The organism is Amycolatopsis sp. NPDC049252, assembly GCF_043197175.1.
Classification (GTDB): domain Bacteria; phylum Actinomycetota; class Actinomycetes; order Mycobacteriales; family Pseudonocardiaceae; genus Amycolatopsis.
Map to the genome: position 1 here is coordinate 69828 of NZ_JBICSQ010000032.1, position 19131 is coordinate 88958.

General features: G+C 72.5%; 17 protein-coding genes and 1 pseudogene. 11 read left to right on the top strand and 7 right to left on the bottom strand.

Annotation, left to right across the window (positions count from 1 at the left end):
* Positions 1-4: 4 nt before the first annotated feature.
* Positions 5-484 carry a GNAT family N-acetyltransferase gene (locus ACGFMK_RS28215; protein ID WP_392769253.1) on the top strand — a complete coding sequence of 160 codons (480 nt, stop codon included), beginning with the start codon at positions 5-7 and terminating at the stop codon, positions 482-484.
* Here the strand turns inward: ACGFMK_RS28215 and ACGFMK_RS28220 are convergent.
* Positions 471-1625, bottom strand: coding sequence for a glycoside hydrolase family 27 protein (locus ACGFMK_RS28220; protein ID WP_392769257.1), 1155 nt, complete (start codon positions 1623-1625; stop codon positions 471-473). The genes ACGFMK_RS28215 and ACGFMK_RS28220 overlap by 14 nt on opposite strands.
* 91 nt (positions 1626-1716) lie before the next feature.
* Here ACGFMK_RS28220 and ACGFMK_RS28225 point away from each other — a divergent pair, with 91 nt between their 5' ends.
* From ACGFMK_RS28225 to ACGFMK_RS28235, 3 genes are read left to right on the top strand one after another with little or no spacing between them, the layout of a single operon-like run.
* Positions 1717-2247, top strand: a complete 531-nt coding sequence (locus tag ACGFMK_RS28225; RefSeq protein ID WP_392769259.1) for a gamma carbonic anhydrase family protein — start codon at positions 1717-1719, stop codon at positions 2245-2247.
* Between the two features lie 30 nt (positions 2248-2277).
* Positions 2278-2955 (top strand): uracil-DNA glycosylase, encoded by a 678-nt coding sequence (locus ACGFMK_RS28230; protein WP_392769262.1) that lies wholly within the window; start codon positions 2278-2280, stop codon positions 2953-2955.
* 57 nt (positions 2956-3012) lie between these two features.
* Positions 3013-3783, top strand: coding sequence for an alpha/beta fold hydrolase (locus tag ACGFMK_RS28235; protein ID WP_392769265.1), 771 nt, complete (start codon positions 3013-3015; stop codon positions 3781-3783).
* Positions 3784-3854: 71 nt separating this feature from the next.
* Here ACGFMK_RS28235 and rpmB read toward each other — a convergent pair whose 3' ends face one another.
* Positions 3855-4046 (bottom strand): 50S ribosomal protein L28, encoded by a 192-nt coding sequence (gene rpmB / locus ACGFMK_RS28240; protein ID WP_003091970.1) that lies wholly within the window; start codon positions 4044-4046, stop codon positions 3855-3857.
* A gap of 135 nt (positions 4047-4181) precedes the next feature.
* On the opposite strand from rpmB, the gene ACGFMK_RS28245 reads away from it, so the two are divergent.
* From ACGFMK_RS28245 to ACGFMK_RS28255, 3 genes are read left to right on the top strand one after another with little or no spacing between them, the layout of a single operon-like run.
* Entirely contained in the window at positions 4182-5756 is a 1575-nt protein-coding gene (locus tag ACGFMK_RS28245; RefSeq protein ID WP_392769268.1) for a DAK2 domain-containing protein, read from the top strand.
* A gap of 4 nt (positions 5757-5760) precedes the next feature.
* Positions 5761-7914 (top strand): ATP-dependent DNA helicase RecG, encoded by a 2154-nt coding sequence (gene recG, locus ACGFMK_RS28250; RefSeq protein ID WP_392769271.1) that lies wholly within the window; start codon positions 5761-5763, stop codon positions 7912-7914.
* Positions 7911-8414 carry a GNAT family N-acetyltransferase gene (locus ACGFMK_RS28255; RefSeq protein ID WP_392769274.1) on the top strand — a complete coding sequence of 168 codons (504 nt, stop codon included), beginning with the start codon at positions 7911-7913 and terminating at the stop codon, positions 8412-8414. Before recG ends, ACGFMK_RS28255 begins: the two co-directional genes overlap by 4 nt.
* On the opposite strand, the gene ACGFMK_RS28260 is transcribed toward ACGFMK_RS28255, so the two are convergent.
* Complete coding sequence (locus tag ACGFMK_RS28260; protein ID WP_392769277.1) at positions 8395-9003, bottom strand: TetR/AcrR family transcriptional regulator; 609 nt, start codon at positions 9001-9003, stop codon at positions 8395-8397. The two genes, ACGFMK_RS28255 and ACGFMK_RS28260, sit on opposite strands and share 20 nt — an antisense overlap.
* A 152-nt stretch (positions 9004-9155) precedes the next feature.
* On the opposite strand from ACGFMK_RS28260, the gene ACGFMK_RS28265 reads away from it, so the two are divergent.
* The 3 genes and pseudogenes from ACGFMK_RS28265 to ACGFMK_RS28275 form a co-directional block, all read left to right on the top strand.
* A complete protein-coding gene (locus ACGFMK_RS28265) occupies positions 9156-10067 on the top strand; it encodes a S8 family peptidase (protein WP_392769279.1) in 912 nt (303 codons plus the stop codon).
* Positions 10068-10199: 132 nt separating this feature from the next.
* A complete protein-coding gene (locus ACGFMK_RS28270; RefSeq protein ID WP_392769282.1) occupies positions 10200-13577 on the top strand; it encodes a pyruvate carboxylase in 3378 nt (1125 codons plus the stop codon).
* Positions 13578-13593: 16 nt separating this feature from the next.
* A pseudogene (locus tag ACGFMK_RS28275) lies at positions 13594-14370 on the top strand (arginase family protein); the annotation flags it as partial.
* Here ACGFMK_RS28275 and ACGFMK_RS28280 read toward each other — a convergent pair.
* Together ACGFMK_RS28280 and ACGFMK_RS28285 are read right to left on the bottom strand one after the other, a co-directional pair.
* Positions 14369-14743 carry a GntR family transcriptional regulator gene (locus ACGFMK_RS28280; RefSeq protein ID WP_392769284.1) on the bottom strand — a complete coding sequence of 125 codons (375 nt, stop codon included), beginning with the start codon at positions 14741-14743 and terminating at the stop codon, positions 14369-14371. The pseudogene ACGFMK_RS28275 and the gene ACGFMK_RS28280 overlap by 2 nt on opposite strands.
* The gene (locus ACGFMK_RS28285; protein WP_392769287.1) at positions 14740-15438 is read right to left on the bottom strand and encodes a hypothetical protein; all 699 of its coding nucleotides are present in this window, start codon (positions 15436-15438) and stop codon (positions 14740-14742) included. The genes ACGFMK_RS28280 and ACGFMK_RS28285 overlap by 4 nt, the downstream gene beginning before the upstream one ends.
* Positions 15439-15733: 295 nt before the next feature.
* Here ACGFMK_RS28285 and ACGFMK_RS28290 point away from each other — a divergent pair, with 295 nt between their 5' ends.
* The gene (locus ACGFMK_RS28290; protein WP_392769289.1) at positions 15734-17011 is read left to right on the top strand and encodes a PucR family transcriptional regulator; all 1278 of its coding nucleotides are present in this window, start codon (positions 15734-15736) and stop codon (positions 17009-17011) included.
* On the opposite strand, the gene ACGFMK_RS28295 is transcribed toward ACGFMK_RS28290, so the two are convergent.
* A complete protein-coding gene (locus ACGFMK_RS28295; RefSeq protein ID WP_392769291.1) occupies positions 17008-17580 on the bottom strand; it encodes a DUF6801 domain-containing protein in 573 nt (190 codons plus the stop codon). The genes ACGFMK_RS28290 and ACGFMK_RS28295 overlap by 4 nt on opposite strands.
* Positions 17581-17639: 59 nt before the next feature.
* A complete protein-coding gene (locus ACGFMK_RS28300; protein WP_392769293.1) occupies positions 17640-19067 on the bottom strand; it encodes a DUF6801 domain-containing protein in 1428 nt (475 codons plus the stop codon).
* Positions 19068-19131 lie beyond the last annotated feature (64 nt).

Here is a 19131-nt window from a genome sequence, read left to right on the forward strand (position 1 = left end):
AGGCGTGAGAATCGTTCCGGTCCCCTACGACCATCCCGACGCGGCCAAGCTCATGGCCGCGGTGCAGCAGGTGTACGTCGAGCGCTACGGCGACGAGGACGCCACCCCGATGAACCCCGAGCAGTTCGACCCGCCGCAGGGCCTGTTCCTCGTCGGCTACCAGGGCGAGGAGGCCGTCGCCTGCGGGGCGTGGCGCGCCCACGACGGCCCGGCCCCCGACTTCCGGGACGGCGACGCCGAGTTCAAGCGCATGTACGTCGCCGATTCCGCGCGTGGCCGCGGCTTCGCGCGGATGATCCTGTTCGAGCTGGAGCGCACGGCGGCGCTGTCCGGCCGCAAGCGCGCGGTGCTGGAGACCGGCACCAAGCAGCCGGAGGCGATCGCGCTCTACACGTCTTCGGGGTACGTCGAGATCCCGAAGTTCGGCGTCTACAAGAACGAGGAATCGAGCCGGTGCTACGGCAAGGACCTCAGCGGGGCGTGAGCTTCAGCAACGCGGCCGCGTGCGGGCGCAGGAAAGCCGAGACGGACCCGACGTCTCGGTGAGCCCACAGGTCCCGGACGTTCCAGGCGCCCGGGACCGCCGCGGACACCGTCGCGGTGGTGGTGCCGGTGTTGAGCAGCACCACCGCGAACCCGCCGCCGGTCAGCGGCTTGCCCCACACCTGGTAGCCGGGGCCGGACGTCAGCTGCCGGCCCTGGCCGCCCGCGAAGTCCTGGTCGACGGCGATCGCCTCGGGGTTGCCCAGCGTCGCGAGGTCGTCGTCGCTCAGCTTCGCCGGGTCGGTCCCGGCGAACAGCGGCGCGTTCAGCACCGCCCAGACGCTGAAGTGGGCGCGGGCCTCGTCGGTGGTCAGCGTGCCGTTGCCGACCTGCAGCATGTCCGGGTCGTTCCAGCCGCCGGATGAGCCGCTGTGGACGGCGACGGCGGCCTGCTGGTCGATCGTCGCCAGCACCGAATCCCAGGTCGGGACCAGGTCGTAGGTGGTGCGCCACAGGTTCGCCACCGGCCGCGCCCAGGTCCACGGGCTCGAGACGCCGTATTCGGAGATCGCGTAGACGATCGGGCGGGGGAGCGCGGCCAGCTCGTCGCGCATCTTCTCGAACGCCGCCCGCCGGTCGAGGCCGTCGACGGTGTCGGCGTTGCACCAGTCGTACTTGAGGTAGTCGACGCCCCAGCGGCCGAACGTCTCGGCGTCCTGCCGTTCGTGGCCCAGCGAGCCGATGCCGGAGGCGGGGTAGGCGTCGTTGGCCATCGCGCAGGTCCGGCTGCCCGGCACGGCGTAGATGCCGAACAGCAGGCCGCGGGAGTGCACGTAGTCGGCCAGGTCGGCGATGCCGTGCGGGAACCGCGCCGGGTCCGCCTGCAGCGAGCCGTCGGCGGCGCGCGCGGGAGCCTGCCAGCAGTCGTCGACGACGACGTAGCGGTAGCCGGCGTCGCGCAGGCCGTCGTCCGCGAGCGCGTCGGCGGCCTTCTTGACGACGTCTTCGGTCAGGTCGTGACAGCGGACCTGGTTCCAGCTGTTCCAGCCCATCGGCGGGGTCGTGGCCAGGCCGTTCGCCAGTGCGGGCGCCGCCGCGACCGGCACGCTCAGCAGCCAGGTCAGCACGACGAGGAGGAGCACCAGGGCGGTGCTTCTCGGACGGGTGTGCTCTTGTGCGGCGATGCCGTGATCCAATCGCACGGCACGTGAAACCGCAGTCACCGGAGGCGGCATGCCCATCTACGCGCTTGGTTCGCTCGAGCCGACGATCCACCCCGACGCCTACGTCCACCCGGACGCCACGGTCATCGGCGACGTCCGGATCGCCGCCCACGCGTCGGTGTGGCCGCAGACCGTGCTGCGCGGCGACCACGGCTACATCGAGATCGGCGAGCGCGCATGCGTCCAGGACGGCTGCGTCGTGCACTGCACCGAGCGGCACCCGACGATCCTGGGGCCGTCGTCGGCGGTCGGGCACGCGGTGCACATCGAGGGCGCGACGATCGGCACCGGCTGCCTCATCGCGTCCGGCTCGGTCGTGCTCAACGGCACGGTCGTCGAGGACGGCGGCATGGTCGGCGCCGGCGCGGTGCTGTCGTACGGCTCGTACGTGAAGACCGGCGAGATCGCGCTCGGCGTGCCCGGGAAGACCCGGGAGAACACCTCTTTCAGCGCCGAGAACATCGCGCTCGTGGTGGACTCGTACGTCGAGCGGGGCCGGCGGTTCCGCACGGAGCTGCGGCGGCTCGACCCGCGCGAGTGACGGCGGCCACGGCCGGTAAGCTCGCCGCCCGTGACCGCACGACCGCTGCAGGACATCGTCGAGGCTGGCTGGGCTGAGGCCCTCGAACCGGTGGCGCCGCAGGTCGCCGCGATGGGGGAGTTCCTCCGCGCGGAGATCGCCGCCGGCCGGACCTACCTGCCGGCGGGTGAGCACGTGCTGCGGGCGTTCAAGCAGCCGTTCCACGACGTCCGGGTGCTGATCGTCGGCCAGGACCCGTACCCGACGCCGGGGCACGCGGTGGGCCTGAGCTTCTCGGTGGCGCCGGACGTCCGGCCGATCCCGAAGAGCCTGGTCAACATCTACAAGGAGTACGCCGAGGACCTCGGCCACCCGCTGCCGTCCAACGGCGACCTGACGCCGTGGGCCGACCAGGGTGTCCTGCTGCTCAACCGGGCGTTGACGGTGCAGCCGGGCAAGTCGAACTCGCACCAGGGCAAGGGCTGGGAAGACGTCACCGAGCAGGCGATCAAGGCCCTCGCGGCCCGGTCCGAGCCGATGGTGGCGATCCTCTGGGGCCGCAACGCCCGCAACCTGCGTCCGATGCTGGGCGAGGTGCCGTGCATCGAGTCCGCGCACCCGAGCCCGCTCTCGGCGCACAACGGCTTCTTCGGGTCGCGCCCGTTCAGCCGGGCGAACCAGCTGCTGGAGCAGCAGGGCGCGGCGCCGGTGGACTGGAAACTCCCGTAGGTTCGGTGTCCGGATCGGGGTGACGGCTCCGACCAGGGGGAAACCTTTGGAGGAGAAATGAACGTCACATCGGCGGACGGCACGTCCATCGCCTTCGACCAGCGCGGCACGGGCGCCCCGATCATCCTGGTCGGCGGCGCGTTCAACGACCGGACGACGGTCGGCGGCCTGGCCGAGGTCCTGGCCGCGGACTTCACGACCATCGCCTACGACCGGCGAGGCCGTGGGGACAGCGGTGACACCTCGCCGTACGCGATGGAACGCGAGATCGAGGACATCGCGGCGCTGATCGAGCACGTCGGGGGAACGGCGTCGGTGTTCGGGCACTCGTCGGGCGCAGTGCTGGCCCTGGAAGCGGCGGCCGCGGGCCTGCCGATCGAGAAGCTGGTGGCGTACGAGCCGCCGTACGCGCCCGACTCCGACCTGCGTGACGACGTCACGGAGAAGGTGCGCGGGCAGGTCGCGGCGGGCGACCGCGATGCCGCGGCGGCGACGTTCCTCGAGGTCGCGGGCACGCCGCCGGAGGTGATCGAGGGGATGAAGCACGCCCCGGTGTGGGGCTGGTTCACGTCCCTGGCGCACACCCTCCCGTACGACCTGGCGATCTGCGGCCCGGGCGCGCGCCCCCGGAAGGACCACCTGGCTCGCATCACGGCCCCGACCCTGGTCGTCGGCGGCGGCGCGAGCCCGGAGAAGCTGCAGACGGGAGCCCGCCTCGCGGCCGCCGCGGTCCCCGGCGCCCGCCACGAAACCCTCCCGGGCCAGGACCACGGGGTGCTGCAGCACCCGGAGTCCCTGCGCGACCTGCTGGTGGAGTTCTACAAGTAGCCCTACCTGAGCCGGGCACAAAAATGGCGGGTGCTCCGGAGAGCACCCGCCATTTTCGAACTCTTCTCGCCTCAGCCGCGAACGACCTTGCCCGCCTTGATGCACGAGGTGCACACGTTCAAGCGCTTGCGCTGGGACACACCCACCTTGGCGTGGACGGTCTGGATGTTCGGGTTCCACCGGCGGTTGGTACGGCGGTGGGAGTGCGAGACCGACTTGCCGAAGCCGGGTCCCTTGCCACAGACGTCGCACACGGCAGCCACGTCGAACTCCTTTGGATCTGGGTCATAGAGATGAGCCCAGATGCACTGGGCAACTCGACCATAGTAACCAGTGGCCCAGCCGGCTCCCGCACGGGGTCGATACGCTCGCCCCCGGAACGACGAGGAGGTCACGGGGTGCGGGTGCTGGACGCGGCGGCGGTGTCGGCCTGGGCTGCGGGTTGTGTGCACAGCCTGGCGAGCCTGCGGCCGGCCATCGACGGGATCAACGTCTACCCCGTGGCGGACTCCGACACCGGCTCCAACATGCTCTTCACGATGACCGGCGCGGCCGCCGAGCTCAAGACCGCCGCGCCGGAAACCGCCGCCGACGCGCTGAAGGTCCTCGCCCGCGGGGCCGTCGCCTCGGCGCGCGGCAACTCCGGCGTGATCCTTTCCCAGGTCGTGCGCGGCCTGGCCGACCACGCCGAGGGTGAGCTGGACGGGCCCTGGCTGGCCAGGGCGCTGGGCCACGCCGACGAGGTCGCCACCGGGGCCGTGAGCCGCCCGGTCGCCGGGACCATCCTGACCGTGCTGCACTCGGTCGCCCTCGCCGTCCGCGGTGAGACGAGCCCGCTCGGCGAAGTCGCGCGAACCGCCGCGAAGGAGGCCGCGCACGCGCTCGAAAAGACGCCCCTGCAGCTGCCCGCGCTGGCCAAGGCCGGGGTCGTCGACGCCGGGGCCCGCGGGCTCGTCGCCGTGCTGGACGCCCTGGTCGAGGTGCTGACCGGCACCACCGTCGAGCACGACCACGCGCTCGAGGCGCCCGAGACCGAGGACCAGGCCTACGCCTGGGAGGTCATGTACCTGCTGGACGGCGTCCCCGAAGACAGCCTGCCGACCCTGCGCAAGGAGCTGAGCGGCCTCGGCGACAGCGTCACGGTGGCCGGCGACGGCGCGGGCAGCCACGCCGTGCACGTCCACTGCGCCGACATCGGCGCCGCCATCGAGGCCGGGCTCACGCTGGGGCGCCCGCGCCGGATCCGCGTCGAGCCGCTGCTCACGCCGACGCCGATCGAGCCGGGCGGCGGGATCGACCGCACGGTCGTCGCCGTCGTGCACGGTCGCGGCCTGGCGGAGGTGCTGCGTGCCGAGAGCATCCCGGTCCTCGAAGTGCCCGAGGGTGACGCGCCGAGCGTCGAGGACATGATCGGCCTGCTCAACGAGGCCGCCGGCCGGCACGTGACGGTGCTGCCCGGCGGCGTCGCGCTGACCACGGCGGCCGACACCGCGGCGGGCCACGCGATGGCCGCCGACCGGGACGTCGTGGTCATCCCGTGCACGTCCCCGGTGCAGGTGCTCGCGGCGCTGGCCGTGCACGACGCCGGGCGCCGCACCAACGACGACGTCGTCGCGATGGCCGAGGCGGCCGCCGCGACCAGGCGTGGCGAACTGCGGATCGCGCAGGAGGAGTCGCTAACCTGGGTGGGCCGGGCCCAGTCCGGAGACGTGGTCGGCCTGGTCGACGACGAGGTGGTGCTCATCGAGCCCGCCCCGGCGTCGGAGACCAACCTCGTCGCGGCGGCGATGAAGGTGCTGAACCGGATGCTGGCGCTGGGCGGAGAACTGGTGACGGTGCTGAGCGGGGCCGCGGCGCCACCCGGGGTCGCCGAAGAGCTCGCGGAGCAGCTGCGGCTCGAGCACCCCGAGGTGGAGCTGGCCGGGTACGCGGGCGGGCAGGCGGACGCCGTGCTGCTGATGGGAGTCGAATAGCGAGATGGCCGGACTTCGCGACAAGCTGCCGTTGCTGCTGGGCGCCAAGACGGCGAAAGCACTCGCCACGGCCCTGGACATCGAGACCGTCAGCGACCTGCTGCGCCACTACCCGCGCCGCTACGCCGAGCGCGGTGAGCTCACCGACATCGCCGGGCTCGAGCTCGGCGAGCACGCGACCGTGCTGGCGCGCGTCGAAAAGGTGAGCAAGCGCCGGATGAAGTCCCGCAACGGGACCATCCTGGACATGGTGATCACCGACGGGAAGCGCCGGCTCACGTGCGCCTTCTTCAACCAGGCCTGGCGGGAGAAGGACCTGGTGCCGGGCACGACCGGCCTGTTCGCCGGCAAGGTCTCGGCGTTCCGCGACACCCTGCAGCTGACCAACCCCGAGTACGAGCTGTTCGACGCCGAGCGCGAAGCCGAGGCCATGGACAGCTTCCTGGCCGCCATCATCCCGGTGTACCCGGCGGCGCAGGGCATGCCGACGTGGTCGATCGCCAAGTGCGTGCGCCAGGTGCTCGACGTCCTCGAGGTCGACGAGGACCCGATGCCGGCGGAGCTGCGGCGGCTGCACCGCCTGGGGGACCTCGAAAACGCGCTGCGCGGCATCCACCGCCCCGAGAACTGGGCGCACCTGGAGGCGTCGAAGAAGCGGCTCAAGTGGGACGAAGCCATGGCCGTGCAGCTGATCTTCGCGCAGCGCCGCCATTCCGCGATCTCCCGGCCGGCGAAACCGAACCCGCACGTGGACGGCGGGATCATGGACGCCTTCGACAAGCGGCTGCCGTTCGACCTCACTGCCGGCCAGCGCGGCATCGGTGACGAGATCGCCGCCGACCTGTCCTCCGAGCACCCGATGAACCGGCTGCTGCAGGGTGAGGTCGGGTCGGGCAAGACGATCGTCGCGCTGCGCGCGATGCTGCAGGTGGTCGACAACGGGCGGCAGGCCGCGATGCTGGCGCCGACCGAGGTGCTCGCCGCGCAGCACGCGCGTTCGCTGCGCGAGATGCTCGGCGACCTGGCGCAGGCGGGTGAGCTCGGCGGGGCGGAGAAAGCCACCCGCGTCACGCTGCTCACCGGGTCGATGGGCGCGAAGGAACGCAAGAAGTCGTTGCTGGAGGCCATGAGCGGCGAGGCGGGCATCATCGTCGGCACGCACGCGCTGATCCAGGACACCGTGCAGTTCGCCGACCTCGGCCTGGCCGTCGTCGACGAGCAGCACCGCTTCGGCGTCGAGCAGCGTGACGCGCTGCGCACCCGGGGCAGCGAGGGCACCAGCCCGCACGTGCTGGTGATGACCGCGACGCCGATCCCGCGCACGGTCGCCATGACCGTGTACGGCGACCTGGAGGTGTCCGCGCTGCGCGAGATGCCGGTCGGCCGGTCGCCGATCAGCACGACGGTCGTCCCGGTGGCGGAGAAACCGGCCTGGATGGACCGCGTCTGGCAGCGCGTCACCGAAGAGGTGGCCAAGGGGCACCAGGCCTACGTCGTGTGCCCGCGCATCGGCGACGAGCCGCCGTCGGACAAGAGCGACAAGCGGCCGCCGGTCGCCGTCCTCGACGTCGCGCCGGAGCTGGAACACGGGCCGCTCAAGGGGTTGCGCATCGGCGTGCTGCACGGCCGGATGCCGTCGGACGACAAGGACGCCGTGATGCGGGCCTTCGCCGCGGCGGAGCTGGACGTGCTCGTGGCCACCACGGTGATCGAAGTCGGCGTCAACGTGCCGAACTCGACGGCGATGGTGATCATGGACGCCGACCGCTTCGGCGTCAGCCAGCTGCACCAGCTGCGCGGCCGCGTCGGCCGGGGCAGCGTGCCGGGCGTGTGCCTGCTGGTCACGGAGGCGTTGGACGGCACGGCGACCCGCGAGCGCCTGGCGGCGGTCGAGTCGACCACCGACGGTTTCGAGCTGTCCCGCCTCGACCTGGAGCTGCGCCGCGAAGGTGACATCCTCGGCGCCGCGCAGTCGGGCAAGCGGTCGGGCCTGAAGCTGCTTTCGCTGCTGCAGGACGAGGACGTGATCGCCGAGTCGCGCAAGCGCGCGCAGGAGATCGTGACGGAGGACCCGGAGCTGGCGAAGTTCCCCGGCCTGGCGCGCATGGTCGCCGACGTCGTCGACGTCGAACGCGCTGAGTACCTGGAGAAGTCGTGACCGCCCGGGTCCGCCCCGCCACCGTCGAGGACGCCGGCGCGATCGGCGAGATCCACGTGCGCTCGTGGCAGGCGGCCTACGACGGCTTGCTGCCGGCGGACTTCCTCGCCGGCATCTCGGTCGGGAACCGGACGGCGGGCTGGGCCCGCACCCTGCGCGACGGCGGCCGCGTGCTGGTGGTGGAGGACCCGGACGTGGTCGGGTTCGCGGCGTTCGGGCCGCGCCGGGACGAGCCGGGCGAGGGCGAGCTGTACGCGATCTACCTGCGCCCCGAGGCGTGGAGCCGCGGCCTCGGCCGGCTGCTGCACGAAGAGGTGCTGGCGTCGCTGACCGAGAGCGGCTGGCCCGCGGCGGTGCTGTGGGTGCTGGCGACGAACGAGCGCGCGAAGACGTTCTACGAGCGCGCGGGCTGGGCCCTGGACGGCGGCACGCGCACCGAGACGATCGCTGGTGGCACGGTCTCGTTGGAGGAGCTGCGGTTCAGGCGTCCGCTGCCGTGAAGACCCCGGCTTTCGCGGCCGCCGCGGCCGCCGCGGCGGCGACACTCGCGTCCCCCGTCGTGACGCCTTCCCGGGAGACGAACAGGCGGTAGAAGACCGGCCCGCACGCGACGCGCACGACCTCGACGGCGTCCGTGCCCGCCGGAACCTCGCCGCGTGCGACGGCTCGCTCGACGATCGCCGCCGACCGGGCGTGGCGGTCGACGTAGAACTCCTGCAGGGCGTCGGCCGCCCGGGGCGAGAGGAACGCGGCCGAGATCGACGCGATCGGCAGCTCGCGCAGGCCCGGCTCGGTGAAGAAGTGCACCAGCTCCAGGTTGACCGCGCGCAGGTCGCCTTCGAGGGACCCGGTGTCCGGCGCGGTCCACTCCTGCTCGGTGCCCATCAGCAGCGCCGCCGCGACCAGTCCTTCGGCGGACTCCCAGCGGCGGTACAGCGTCGTCTTGTGCACGCCGGAGCGTTCGGCCACGGCCTCGACGGTCAGCTCCGCGTACCCGCGTTCGCCGAGCAGCTCGAGCGTCGCGTCCAGGGCGGCGCGGCGGGTCCGCTCGGTGCGGCCACCCGGGCGTTGTGTGCCGACGGTCTCCAAGTGCCACTCCCGTTGCGTTAGTACCGTCCAGTATGCCCGCCCGGACGAGCGGGAACCATGCGCGGGACGGACGGCTCTGATCCGCCGGAATCAGCCGAACGGGCGACAGTCCTGAGTTGTCGCCGCTCCGGAGCGCGGGTACCACGCTGATCATGAGGTTAAGCAGTGGTCTCGCAGCAGCGGTCGTCGTCGTGCTCGCCGGGCAGGCGCCCGCCTCGGCCGCCGGTGGGGTGCAGCAGGATCCGCCCAGCTGGGGGCTCGACCGGATCGACCAGCGGGCCGGGCTCGACCACGCCTACCGCTATCCCGACGACGCTTCCGGCGTCACGATCTACGTGATCGACAGCGGTGTCGACGCGAACCACCCCGACTTCCAGGGCCGGGTCGCGCCCGGGCGGGACTTCCTCGGCGGGGGCACCGACACCGCCGACACCAACGGCCACGGCACCCGGCTCGCCGGGATCGCCGCCGGCAAGGACTACGGCGTCGCGAAGGGTGCGCAGATCGTGCCCGTGCGGGTGCTCGACTCCGGCGGCGGGGGCGCGACCGACCAGATCGTCGCCGGGATCGACTGGGTCGCGCAGAACGCCCGTCAGCCCGCGGTCGCCGTGCTCGGCATCGGCGGCGTGCCGAACGACCAGCTCGACGCGGCCGTGAAGCGGCTCGCCGTGGTGCTGCCGATCGCCGTCCCGGCCGGGAGCGAGACGGCGGACGCGAGCGGCTTCTCCCCGGGCCGGGTGCCCGAAGCGCTGACCGTCGGCGCGAGCGACAACCAGGACCACCCGGACAAGGCGTCGAACTTCGGCCAGGACGTCGACCTGTACGCGCCGGGCGTGGACGTCCCGGGGCCGATCGCCGGCGGCGCGACCGCGGGCCCGGAGTCCGGCACGTCGATGGCGGCGGCGTTCGCGGCCGGAGCGGCGGCGGTCTACCTGGCCCAGCACCCGGGCTCGTCGCCCGCGCAGGTGGACCAGGCCCTGGTCCAGGCGGCGACGCCGGACGCGCTCAAGGGCGTTCCGGAGGGCACGGCCAACCGCCTGCTCTACGTGCCGCCGGGATCCTGACGAGGTGCCACCAGGGCCGACCGCCCAACCAACTGGTCCGCATGACGTCCATCACCTGGTACTCAACTCCCGCCCAGCGGGAAAAACCGGGTAACGTGCGCTGACTACCGATCCATACGGGAAGGACCGGGCATGTTCCGCAAGGTGCTGGTGGCCAACCGCGGCGAGATCGCCATCCGCGCGTTCCGCGCCGGCTTCGAACTGGGCGCGGGCACGGTCGCCGTGTTCCCCCACGAAGACCGCAACTCGCTGCACCGGCTGAAGGCCGACGAGGCGTACGAGATCGGCGAACCCGGTCACCCCGTGCGCGCCTACCTCTCGGTCGACGAGATCGTCGCCGCGGCCAAGAAGGCCGGGGCCGACGCCGTCTACCCGGGTTACGGCTTCCTGTCGGAGAACCCCGACCTCGCGCGCGCGTGCGAGGAAGAGGGGATCACCTTCGTCGGGCCGAGCGCCGACATCCTCGAGCTCACCGGCAACAAGGCCCGCGCGGTCAAGGCCGCGCGCGAGGCCGGCGTACCGGTGCTCGGCTCGTCCGAACCCTCCAGCGACGTCGACGCGCTGGTCGCGGCGGCCGACGAGCTGGGCTTCCCGGTGTTCGTCAAGGCCGTCGCCGGTGGTGGCGGGCGCGGCATGCGCCGCGTCATGGAGCCGGCCCAGCTGCGCGAGTCCATCGAGGCCGCCGCGCGCGAGGCCGAGTCCGCCTTCGGCGACCCGACGGTGTTCCTCGAGAAGGCCGTCGTCGAGCCGCGGCACATCGAGGTGCAGATCCTCGCCGACGGCGCGGGCAACGTCATCCACCTCTACGAGCGCGACTGCTCGGTGCAGCGGCGCCACCAGAAGGTCGTCGAGCTGGCCCCGGCGCCGAACCTCGACCCCGAGCTGCGTGACCGGATCTGCGCCGACGCCGTGAAGTTCGCGCGCCAGATCGGCTACCGCAACGCCGGCACCGTCGAGTTCCTGCTCGACAAGCAGGGCAACCACGTCTTCATCGAGATGAACCCGCGCATCCAGGTCGAGCACACGGTCACCGAAGAGGTCACCGACGTCGACCTCGTGCAGTCGCAGCTGCGGATCGCCTCCGGCGAGACCCTCGACGACCTCGGTCTCTCCCAGGACAAGATCTACCTGCGCGGCGCGGCTCTCCAGTGCCGCATCACCACCGAAGACCCGGCCAACGGCTTCCGCCCGGACACCGGGATGATCTCCGCCTACCGCTCGCCGGGCGGCTCCGGCATCCGGCTCGACGGCGGCACCGCCTTCTCCGGCACCGAGATCAGCGCCCACTTCGACTCGCTGCTGGTGAAGCTCACCTGCCGCGGCCGGGACTTCGAGACCGCCGTCCGGCGCGCGCGCCGCGCCGTCGCCGAGTTCCGGATCCGCGGCGTCGCCACGAACATCCCGTTCCTGCAGGCCGTCCTCGACGACCCGGACTTCCGCGCCGGGCGCGTCACGACGTCGTTCATCGAGGAGCGTCCGGGGCTGCTCACGGCGCGGCAGTCCGCCGACCGCGGCACGCGGCTGCTGACCTACCTCGCCGACCAGACGGTCAACAAGCCGCACGGCGAGCGCCCGAAGACCCCGGACGCGACGCTCAAGCTGCCGAAGCTCCCGAAGGACGCCCAGCCGCCGGCCGGCTCGAAGCAGAAGCTCGTCGAGCTGGGCCCGGGCGGGTTCGCGGAGTGGCTGCGGAAGTCGCCGCACATCGGCGTCACCGACACGACCTTCCGCGACGCGCACCAGTCGCTGCTCGCCACCCGCGTCCGCACCAAGGACCTGCTGGCCGTGGCGCCGGTCGTCGCGAACACCGTGCCGCAGCTGCTGTCCCTGGAGTGCTGGGGTGGCGCGACCTACGACGTCGCGCTGCGGTTCCTCGCCGAGGACCCGTGGGAGCGGCTCGCCGCGCTGCGCGAGGCCGTGCCCAACATCTGCCTGCAGATGCTGCTGCGCGGGCGCAACACCGTCGGCTACACGCCGTACCCGACCGAGGTGACCAACGCCTTCGTCCAAGAGGCCACGAAGACCGGCATCGACATCTTCCGGATCTTCGACGCGCTCAACGACGTCGAGCAGATGCGCCCGGCCATCGAAGCCGTGCGCGAGACCGGCTCCGCGGTCGCCGAGGTGGCGCTCTGCTACACCTCGGACCTGTCGGACCCGGGCGAGAAGCTCTACACGCTCGACTACTACCTCAAGCTGGCGGAGCAGATCGTCGGCGCCGGGGCGCACGTCCTGGCGATCAAGGACATGGCCGGGCTGCTACGCGCGCCCGCGGCGACCCGGCTGGTCACCGCGCTGCGCAAGGAGTTCGACCTGCCGGTGCACATCCACACCCACGACACTGCGGGCGGCCAGCTGGCCACCTACCTCGCGGCGATCAACGCGGGCGCGGACGCCGTCGACGGCGCGGTGTCGTCCATGGCGGGCACGACTTCGCAGCCGTCGCTGTCGTCGATCGTGGCGGCCACCGACCACTCCGACCGCACCACCGGGCTGAGCCTGGACGCGATCGGCGAGCTGGAGCCGTACTGGGAGAGCGTGCGCAAGATCTACGCGCCGTTCGAGGCCGGACTGGCCTCGCCGACCGGGCGCGTCTACCACCACGAGATCCCGGGCGGTCAGCTGTCGAACCTGCGGACGCAGGCCATCGCGCTGGGCCTGGGCGACCGGTTCGAGGACATCGAGGCGATGTACGCCGCGGCCGACAAGATCCTCGGCCACCTGGTGAAGGTGACGCCGTCGTCGAAGGTCGTCGGCGACCTCGCGCTGCACCTGGTCGGCGCGGGCGTCTCGCCGGCCGACTTCGAGGCGGAGCCGAACAAGTTCGACATCCCCGACTCGGTGATCGGCTTCCTGCGCGGCGAGCTCGGCGACCCGCCCGGCGGCTGGCCGGAGCCGTTCCGCACCAAGGCCCTCGAAGGCCGCGCGGCCGCCAAGCCGGTGGCGGAACTGTCCGAAGAGGACCGTTCCGCGCTGGCTTCGGAGCCTCGGCGGACGCTCAACCGGCTGCTGTTCCCCGGGCCCACCAAGGAGTTCGAGGCGCACCGCGAGGCCTACGGCGACACGTCGGTGCTGCCCACCAAGGACTTCTTCTACGGGCTGCTCCCGGGGGAGGAGTACGCGGTCGACCTCGAGCCGGGCGTGCGGCTGCTCATCGAGCTGGAGGCGATCGGCGAGGCCGACGAACGCGGCCTGCGCACGGTGATGTCGACGCTCAACGGCCAGCTGCGGCCGATTCAGATCCGCGACCACTCGATCGCCTCGGACATCCCGGCGACCGAGAAGGCGGAGAAGGGCAACCCGAAGCAGGTCGCGGCGCCCTTCGCCGGCGTGGTCACGCTGCAGGTCAACGAGGGTGACACGGTCGAGGCCGGGGCCACGGTCGCGACGATCGAGGCGATGAAGATGGAGGCGTCGATCACGGCGTCCACCGGCGGCAAGGTGTCGCGCCGTGCGATCAACTCCGTCCAGCAGGTCGAAGGCGGCGATCTGCTGCTCGTCCTGGAGTGACCGCTAACATCGCCGGATGCTGATCAACGCCGTACCGCAGAGGCAGGGCGCGGCAGGTCCCCGGGCCGGGGAGCTGCCGGACGGGTGTGTGGCGCTCGCGGAGCTGGCCGGGCACGTGCTCGGCCGGCCCGTGCACCACATCCCGCAGAGCCAGGAACTGTCCGAAGTGGACGGTGGGATCGTCAACCGCGCCGTGCTGACCGGCCCGAACCGGGCGGCCCAGCTGGCCGCCCTGGAAGCACCGGGCGGCCCGGTGCTGACGATCGGCGGCGACTGCGGCGTCGAGCTGGTCCCGATCGGCGTGGCCCGGTTCCGCTACGGTCCGGGCCTGGGGGTCGCGTGGTTCGACGCCCACGCGGACCTCAACACCGCATCGACGTCCCCCTCGGGCGCGTTCCACGGCATGGTGCTGCGCTCGCTGTTCGGCGAGGGCGACCCGGAGTTCGCGGCTTCTCCCGCGTTGGAGCCGGGTCGCGCGGTCCTCGTGGGGACGCGCGTGTTCGACCCGGCCGAGCGCGAGGCGGTCGACCGCGGCTTGGCCGGCACGTCGCTCGATGCCTTGGCGGGCGCGGAAAAGCTGTACGTGCACGTGGATCTCGACGTCCTGGACCCGGCAGAGTTCGGCGGCCTGAACCACCCGGAACCGGACGGCTGGACGATCGCGCGGCTGGTGTCGACCCTGGACGCGCTGGCGGCCTACGACGTCGTGGGCGCGGGCATCACCGAGTGCGTGGGAACCCCGCGCGAGGTCGAGGTGCTCGAGCCGGTGCTGGCCGCGCTCGGCCGGCTGCTCACGGCTTTTCGCTGGTGGGGTAGGCCTTCCGGACGGCGTCGAGGGCGATGTCGAGGTTCGCGCCCAGGTCGCGGGCGCGGGTCGTGTACTCGGTGGCCGCGGCGAGGAGCAGCACCGCGGGGTCCGGGCGGTCCGCGGGGATCGTGACGACCGTGCCGCGGGCGCGGGCCGTCAGCACCCAGCCCGCCGTCTCCAGCTCGCGGTAGGCCCGGGCCACCGTGCCCGAGGCCAGGCCGAGGTCGCGGGCCAGCTGGCGGATCGGCGGCAGGCGCGTCCCGTCCGGGAGCGCGCCCGCCGTGATCGCGAGGACGATCTGGTCGTGCACCTGCCGCCAGGGCGCCAGGCCGGTTTCGGTGTCGACGACGATCTTCACGCGGGGGCCGGGAGCCTCTTCAGCGGGGCGGTGACGGCCAGGAACGCGGCGATGCCGGCCACGGTGATCAGCAGCGCCGCGAGGGTGCCCTCCGTCCAGCCGACCGCCGTGCAGGTCGCGATGCCCAGCCCGATCGCGACGCGCGCGCTGCGGCAGCGCAGGGCCAGGTCCGCGCGCGGCTCACCGGTCGGCGGGCGCCGCACGGCCAGCAGGGTGATCGCCCAGCAAACCACGGTCGTGCCCGCGGCGACCGCCAGCAGGGTCCACTGCCGGGTCGGGACCAGGTGGACGATCGCGGCCACCGACGCCAGCCCGCTGAGCACCAGAGCCCAGACGGGCACGACGTCCCGCAGCGTCCGCCGGACGAGGACGGCCTCTCGCCGGTGCCCGCGTGCGGGCCGCTGGGCGAGCAGCTCGGCGATCAGGCCGCCGAGGAGCAGGGTGCCGAGGACCGCGGCGCCGTTGTTGTCACCGCCGAACAGCAGCGGCAGCGCGAGGTAGAGCCACGGGTACCAGAACCGGCGCCGCTTGAGGTACCGGACGGCGAGCGCCACCTCGGCCTCGTCCGGGTCCGGCACGCCCCAGCGCACGAGCAGCCGGGCCCCGCGCTTGTCGTTCGGCCAGAGGAGCATCAGGATGACCAGGCCGACCAGGCCCATGAAGATCCCGACCGCGAGCATGTTGTCCCACGCCATCTCGTACCTCCCGCTTGTATCAACCACACGATACAAGCGGCCGCGGCCGGATGCGCGCCGGGTGCGGGATTCGTCCGTTCGTACGTACATTCGCGGGCAGCCGGCGGGGTACTTGTCAGCGTTTCGCATGCCGTCCTCGTGAACTTGTCACGAAGATGACAAGAAATCGGTTTCCCTTCGAAGGTGTGACACGTTCAGGGCTAGTTTTTCGATGTGTCCGGTGTCACCCCGCACCAGGCGCGGGGTGCTCGGCCGCGCGTCAGCGGGGCCTCTGGGGCGGAGCAAAGGAGCTGCGATGTCGGTGGAGCGCGGATTCGAACACCCTGCGCCGCCCGCCGCACTGCCCCGCAAGCTCGCCGACATCCTCCGTCCCGAGCTGGCCAGCCTCGCCGCCGAGATCGTCGACGAGATCCGCGCGACCATCCCGGCCTACGCCCGCCCGCTCGACGGGCCCTACGGCAAGTCGATCCGCGCCGGCGTCGAGTACGCGATCACGCTGTTCGTCGCGCAGATCGCCGACCCGACGGTGTCGAAGGAGCAGTCCCACGACGTCCACCACCGCCTCGGGCAGAACGAGATGCGCGAAGGCCGCAGCCTCGACACGCTGCAGTCGGCCTACCGGGTCGGCGCGCGGGTGTCGTGGCGGCGGATCATGCGCGTCGGACGGCGGAGCGGGCTCTCGTCGGCGGTGATGTCCCAGCTGGCCGACGCCATGCTGGCGTTCATGGACGAGCTCGCCTCCGTCGCGCTCGACGGTTACCTGGAGGCGAAGGCCCGGACGGCGGGTGCGCTCGACACCTGGCGCCGCAAGCTGCTGCACCTGATCCTCGAGACGCCCCCGGCGTCCCCCAAGGCGATCGCCGAGCTGGCCCAGCTGATCGGCTGGAGCGTGCCGACCGAAGCGACCCCGGTGGCCGTCTGCCCCGCCGACGGCGTCGCCCCGGCCCGCCGCCACGCGGGCCTGGACGCCGACGTCCTCGCCGAGCTCGACACCCCCGACCCGAAACTGGTGGTCCCCGGCCCGCTGGGCGGCGCCCGCCTGGCGACGCTGCAGGTGGCGCTCCCGGACTGCCGGCTCTCGATCGGCCCGTGCGTCCCGCTCGCCTCGGTCGCGGATTCCCTGCGCTGGGCCCGGAACGCGCTGCAGCTGGCCGAACGCGGCGTCCTGGTGCCCCGCCCGGTGCTGCGCGCCGAAGAGCACCTGGCGACGCTGCTCGTCAACTCCGACACCGGCCTGGTCGGCACGCTGCGGCACCGCCTGTTCGCCCCGCTGGCCGACATGACGGGCAAGCAGCAGGAGCGGCTGCTGGAGACGCTGCGCGCGTGGCTGGACAGCCAGGGCAACGTGGTGGAGATCGCGGAACGCCTGGGCGTCCACCCCCAGACGGTCCGCTACCGCATGCGCCAGCTGCAGGCGACCTTCGGCGACAGCCTCCGCGACCCGGGCGCGCGCTTCGAGATGGAGCTGGCGTTGCGCGCGGGCGCGGCGCCGCTGCCGTTGCGGTACCCGGTGAGCGACCTGCTGCCGGTCCCGCGGGCGGCGAGCGTCCGTCCACAGTGGACGTCCAGCTAGCCGATCGCCATCGTGGGCGCGAAGTCGGTGTTCCGGCCCGGGGCCGGCGTGCAGACCACGGTCGGGCCCGAGGGCGCGCCGTCCGGCCGGTGCAGCGAAAGGATCAGCGCCAGCCGGTCGGCGCGGAACGTCACGGTTCCCGATGCGGCCGCCACGTGCGCCTGCCGGCCGCCGCCGAAGTCGATCACCACCGGGTCGGCACCCCACATCGCCGGTACGTCCGTCGCGGACACGGTCGACGAGCGCGGCGCGTTCGCCGCCTCGACGAACGCCGCGGTGAAGCCGCCCTTGAGGCCGTCGCTGCCGCCGGCGGCGAGGTTCGCGTGGGCGGCCGGGGACAGCGTGACGCTGCCGGAGACGTCGGAAATCGAGAAGGTGGCGCCGGGGGCGACGGTGTCCGGGCCGGTGAACTGCTGCACCAGGGTGACGCGCTGCAGTGAGGTGTCCGGGAACCTGCAGTCGTAGGCGAGCGGACCGGCGTGGTACACCGTGCTCGCGTGCGCCGTCCCGGTGAGGACAGCCGTCGTGGTGAGGGCCAGGACCGCGGCCGGTGCGAAGCGGGTGAACACGGTGTCCTCCTGGTGATCGGGACGCTCGGGGAGAACGCCGCGTCCCTCGTGCGTCGCCCTCAGTTCGGCTTCTTGACCGCCTTCTGGGCCGTGGCGCTGCCCGGCGCGGGCGGGTTGGAGCCGTCCGGGCACTGGGTCTGGTCGGGTTCGGTGCAGGGCACCAGGTTGTAGGTGTCGACGAACGCCTGGTTGCCCGGGCCGGAGCTCATCCCGGTGAGCAGCGGGTTCAGGTCCTGGCCGCCCGCGCCGCAGCCGCGGAACGCGGGCAGTTCGAAGCCCTTCTCCGGGTCGGTCCGGATGTGCCCGACGCTGAACGGGTCGTACGGGCCGCTCAGCTCGAGCGACACCGGCGTCGCCGTCACGCAGTCGGGGCCGAGGTCGAGCGGGACGCCGTTGACCTTCGCCTCGCTCAGCCGCGCGATCACCGACAGCTGCGTGTCCAGCACGGGCTCGCCGGTGACCGGGTCGTCGTGCAGGCCACCGGAGATGTCGATGAGCTTGCTGTTCTGGTAGTCGAGCGGCAGGAACTCGATGGTCGCCGTCACCGGCACGAACCCGAACCCGAGGAAGGTGGCGGTGGCCGGCTTGAAGACGGTCGACCCGGTGACCTTGCGGTCGACGATGTCGCCGGTGTCGGGGTCGAGCGACAGGATGAACAGCCCGTTGATCAGGAACGCGGGGTCGCTGACGACGGTGGCGCCGAGCTTCTTGACGGTCGACGTCGTCAGGACGCTGACCAGCGCCAGCGGGGTCGGGATCTCCAGCGGCGGCACCGGGTCGTCCAACGCGGACACCCCGCCGGGGCCGGTCTCCTGCTTCTGCTGGGCGCCCGGCGTGGCCTTCGGCAGCACCAGGATCTTGCCCAGCGTCGCCGGCTGGCCGGGGTCCAGCGTGCAGGCGATACCGGGCGCGGGCTGGGTGGTGGCCGTCGCGCCCGGCGGCGGGACGGCGGCCAGCGCCAGCGTCGGCGCCGTGACGTCGAGAGTGACCGGGCCGATCGTGTTGATCGCGATCTGCGGCACGGCGCCGGTCGCGAGCAGGGTGACGTCGCCGGTCTCCGGCAGCGGCGTCGCCGCCACGGTCAGCGGCACCGGGACCTTCTCGGCGCGGTCGCTCTGGTGCACGGAGATGTCCGTGGTGACGGTGCCCTGGAGCGACCCGGTGGTGGTCCCGGCGGGCAGGAGTGCGAGCGCGACGTCGCGGGGGAGCGTGAACTTCGCGGAGAAGTCGCCGATCGTCGCGGCGGAGCCGGTCTTCGCCTGCGCCGGCAGCGTCGCGGTCGTCTCGACGGTGAGCGCGCGCGAGCCGATCGGGTCGGCGAAGGGGCAGGTCGCCGAGACCGACGCCGTCGCTTTCGTGTCCGGCGGGACGGCCGGGGCGGGGGCGGCCGAGCCGACCCCGGTCAACGCGCCGTTCGCCGCGGACAGCAGGCCGGCGGCCGCCAGCGCGGACACCGTGACGGAGCGGGGCCGGACTCGACGTGGCATCGGGTTCCTCGGGTGGTTCGGGAGAGGGGAACGGGTCGTCCCGGTGCGGGCCCGTCGAGGGGGC

Excerpts from the sequence above, each read along its gene's own strand:
- ACGFMK_RS28270 (WP_392769282.1), top strand. The coding sequence starts at position 10,200 with ATGTTCCGCAAGGTGCTGGTGGCCAACCGCGGCGAGATCGCCATCCGC.
- ACGFMK_RS28300 (WP_392769293.1), bottom strand. The coding sequence starts at position 19,067 with ATGCCACGTCGAGTCCGGCCCCGCTCCGTCACGGTGTCCGCGCTGGCG.
- ACGFMK_RS28285 (WP_392769287.1), bottom strand. The coding sequence starts at position 15,438 with ATGGCGTGGGACAACATGCTCGCGGTCGGGATCTTCATGGGCCTGGTC.
- recG (WP_392769271.1), top strand. The coding sequence starts at position 5,761 with ATGGCCGGACTTCGCGACAAGCTGCCGTTGCTGCTGGGCGCCAAGACG.
- ACGFMK_RS28290 (WP_392769289.1), top strand. The coding sequence starts at position 15,734 with ATGTCGGTGGAGCGCGGATTCGAACACCCTGCGCCGCCCGCCGCACTG.
- ACGFMK_RS28235 (WP_392769265.1), top strand. The coding sequence starts at position 3,013 with ATGAACGTCACATCGGCGGACGGCACGTCCATCGCCTTCGACCAGCGC.
- ACGFMK_RS28225 (WP_392769259.1), top strand. The coding sequence starts at position 1,717 with ATGCCCATCTACGCGCTTGGTTCGCTCGAGCCGACGATCCACCCCGAC.
- ACGFMK_RS28265 (WP_392769279.1), top strand. The coding sequence starts at position 9,156 with ATGAGGTTAAGCAGTGGTCTCGCAGCAGCGGTCGTCGTCGTGCTCGCC.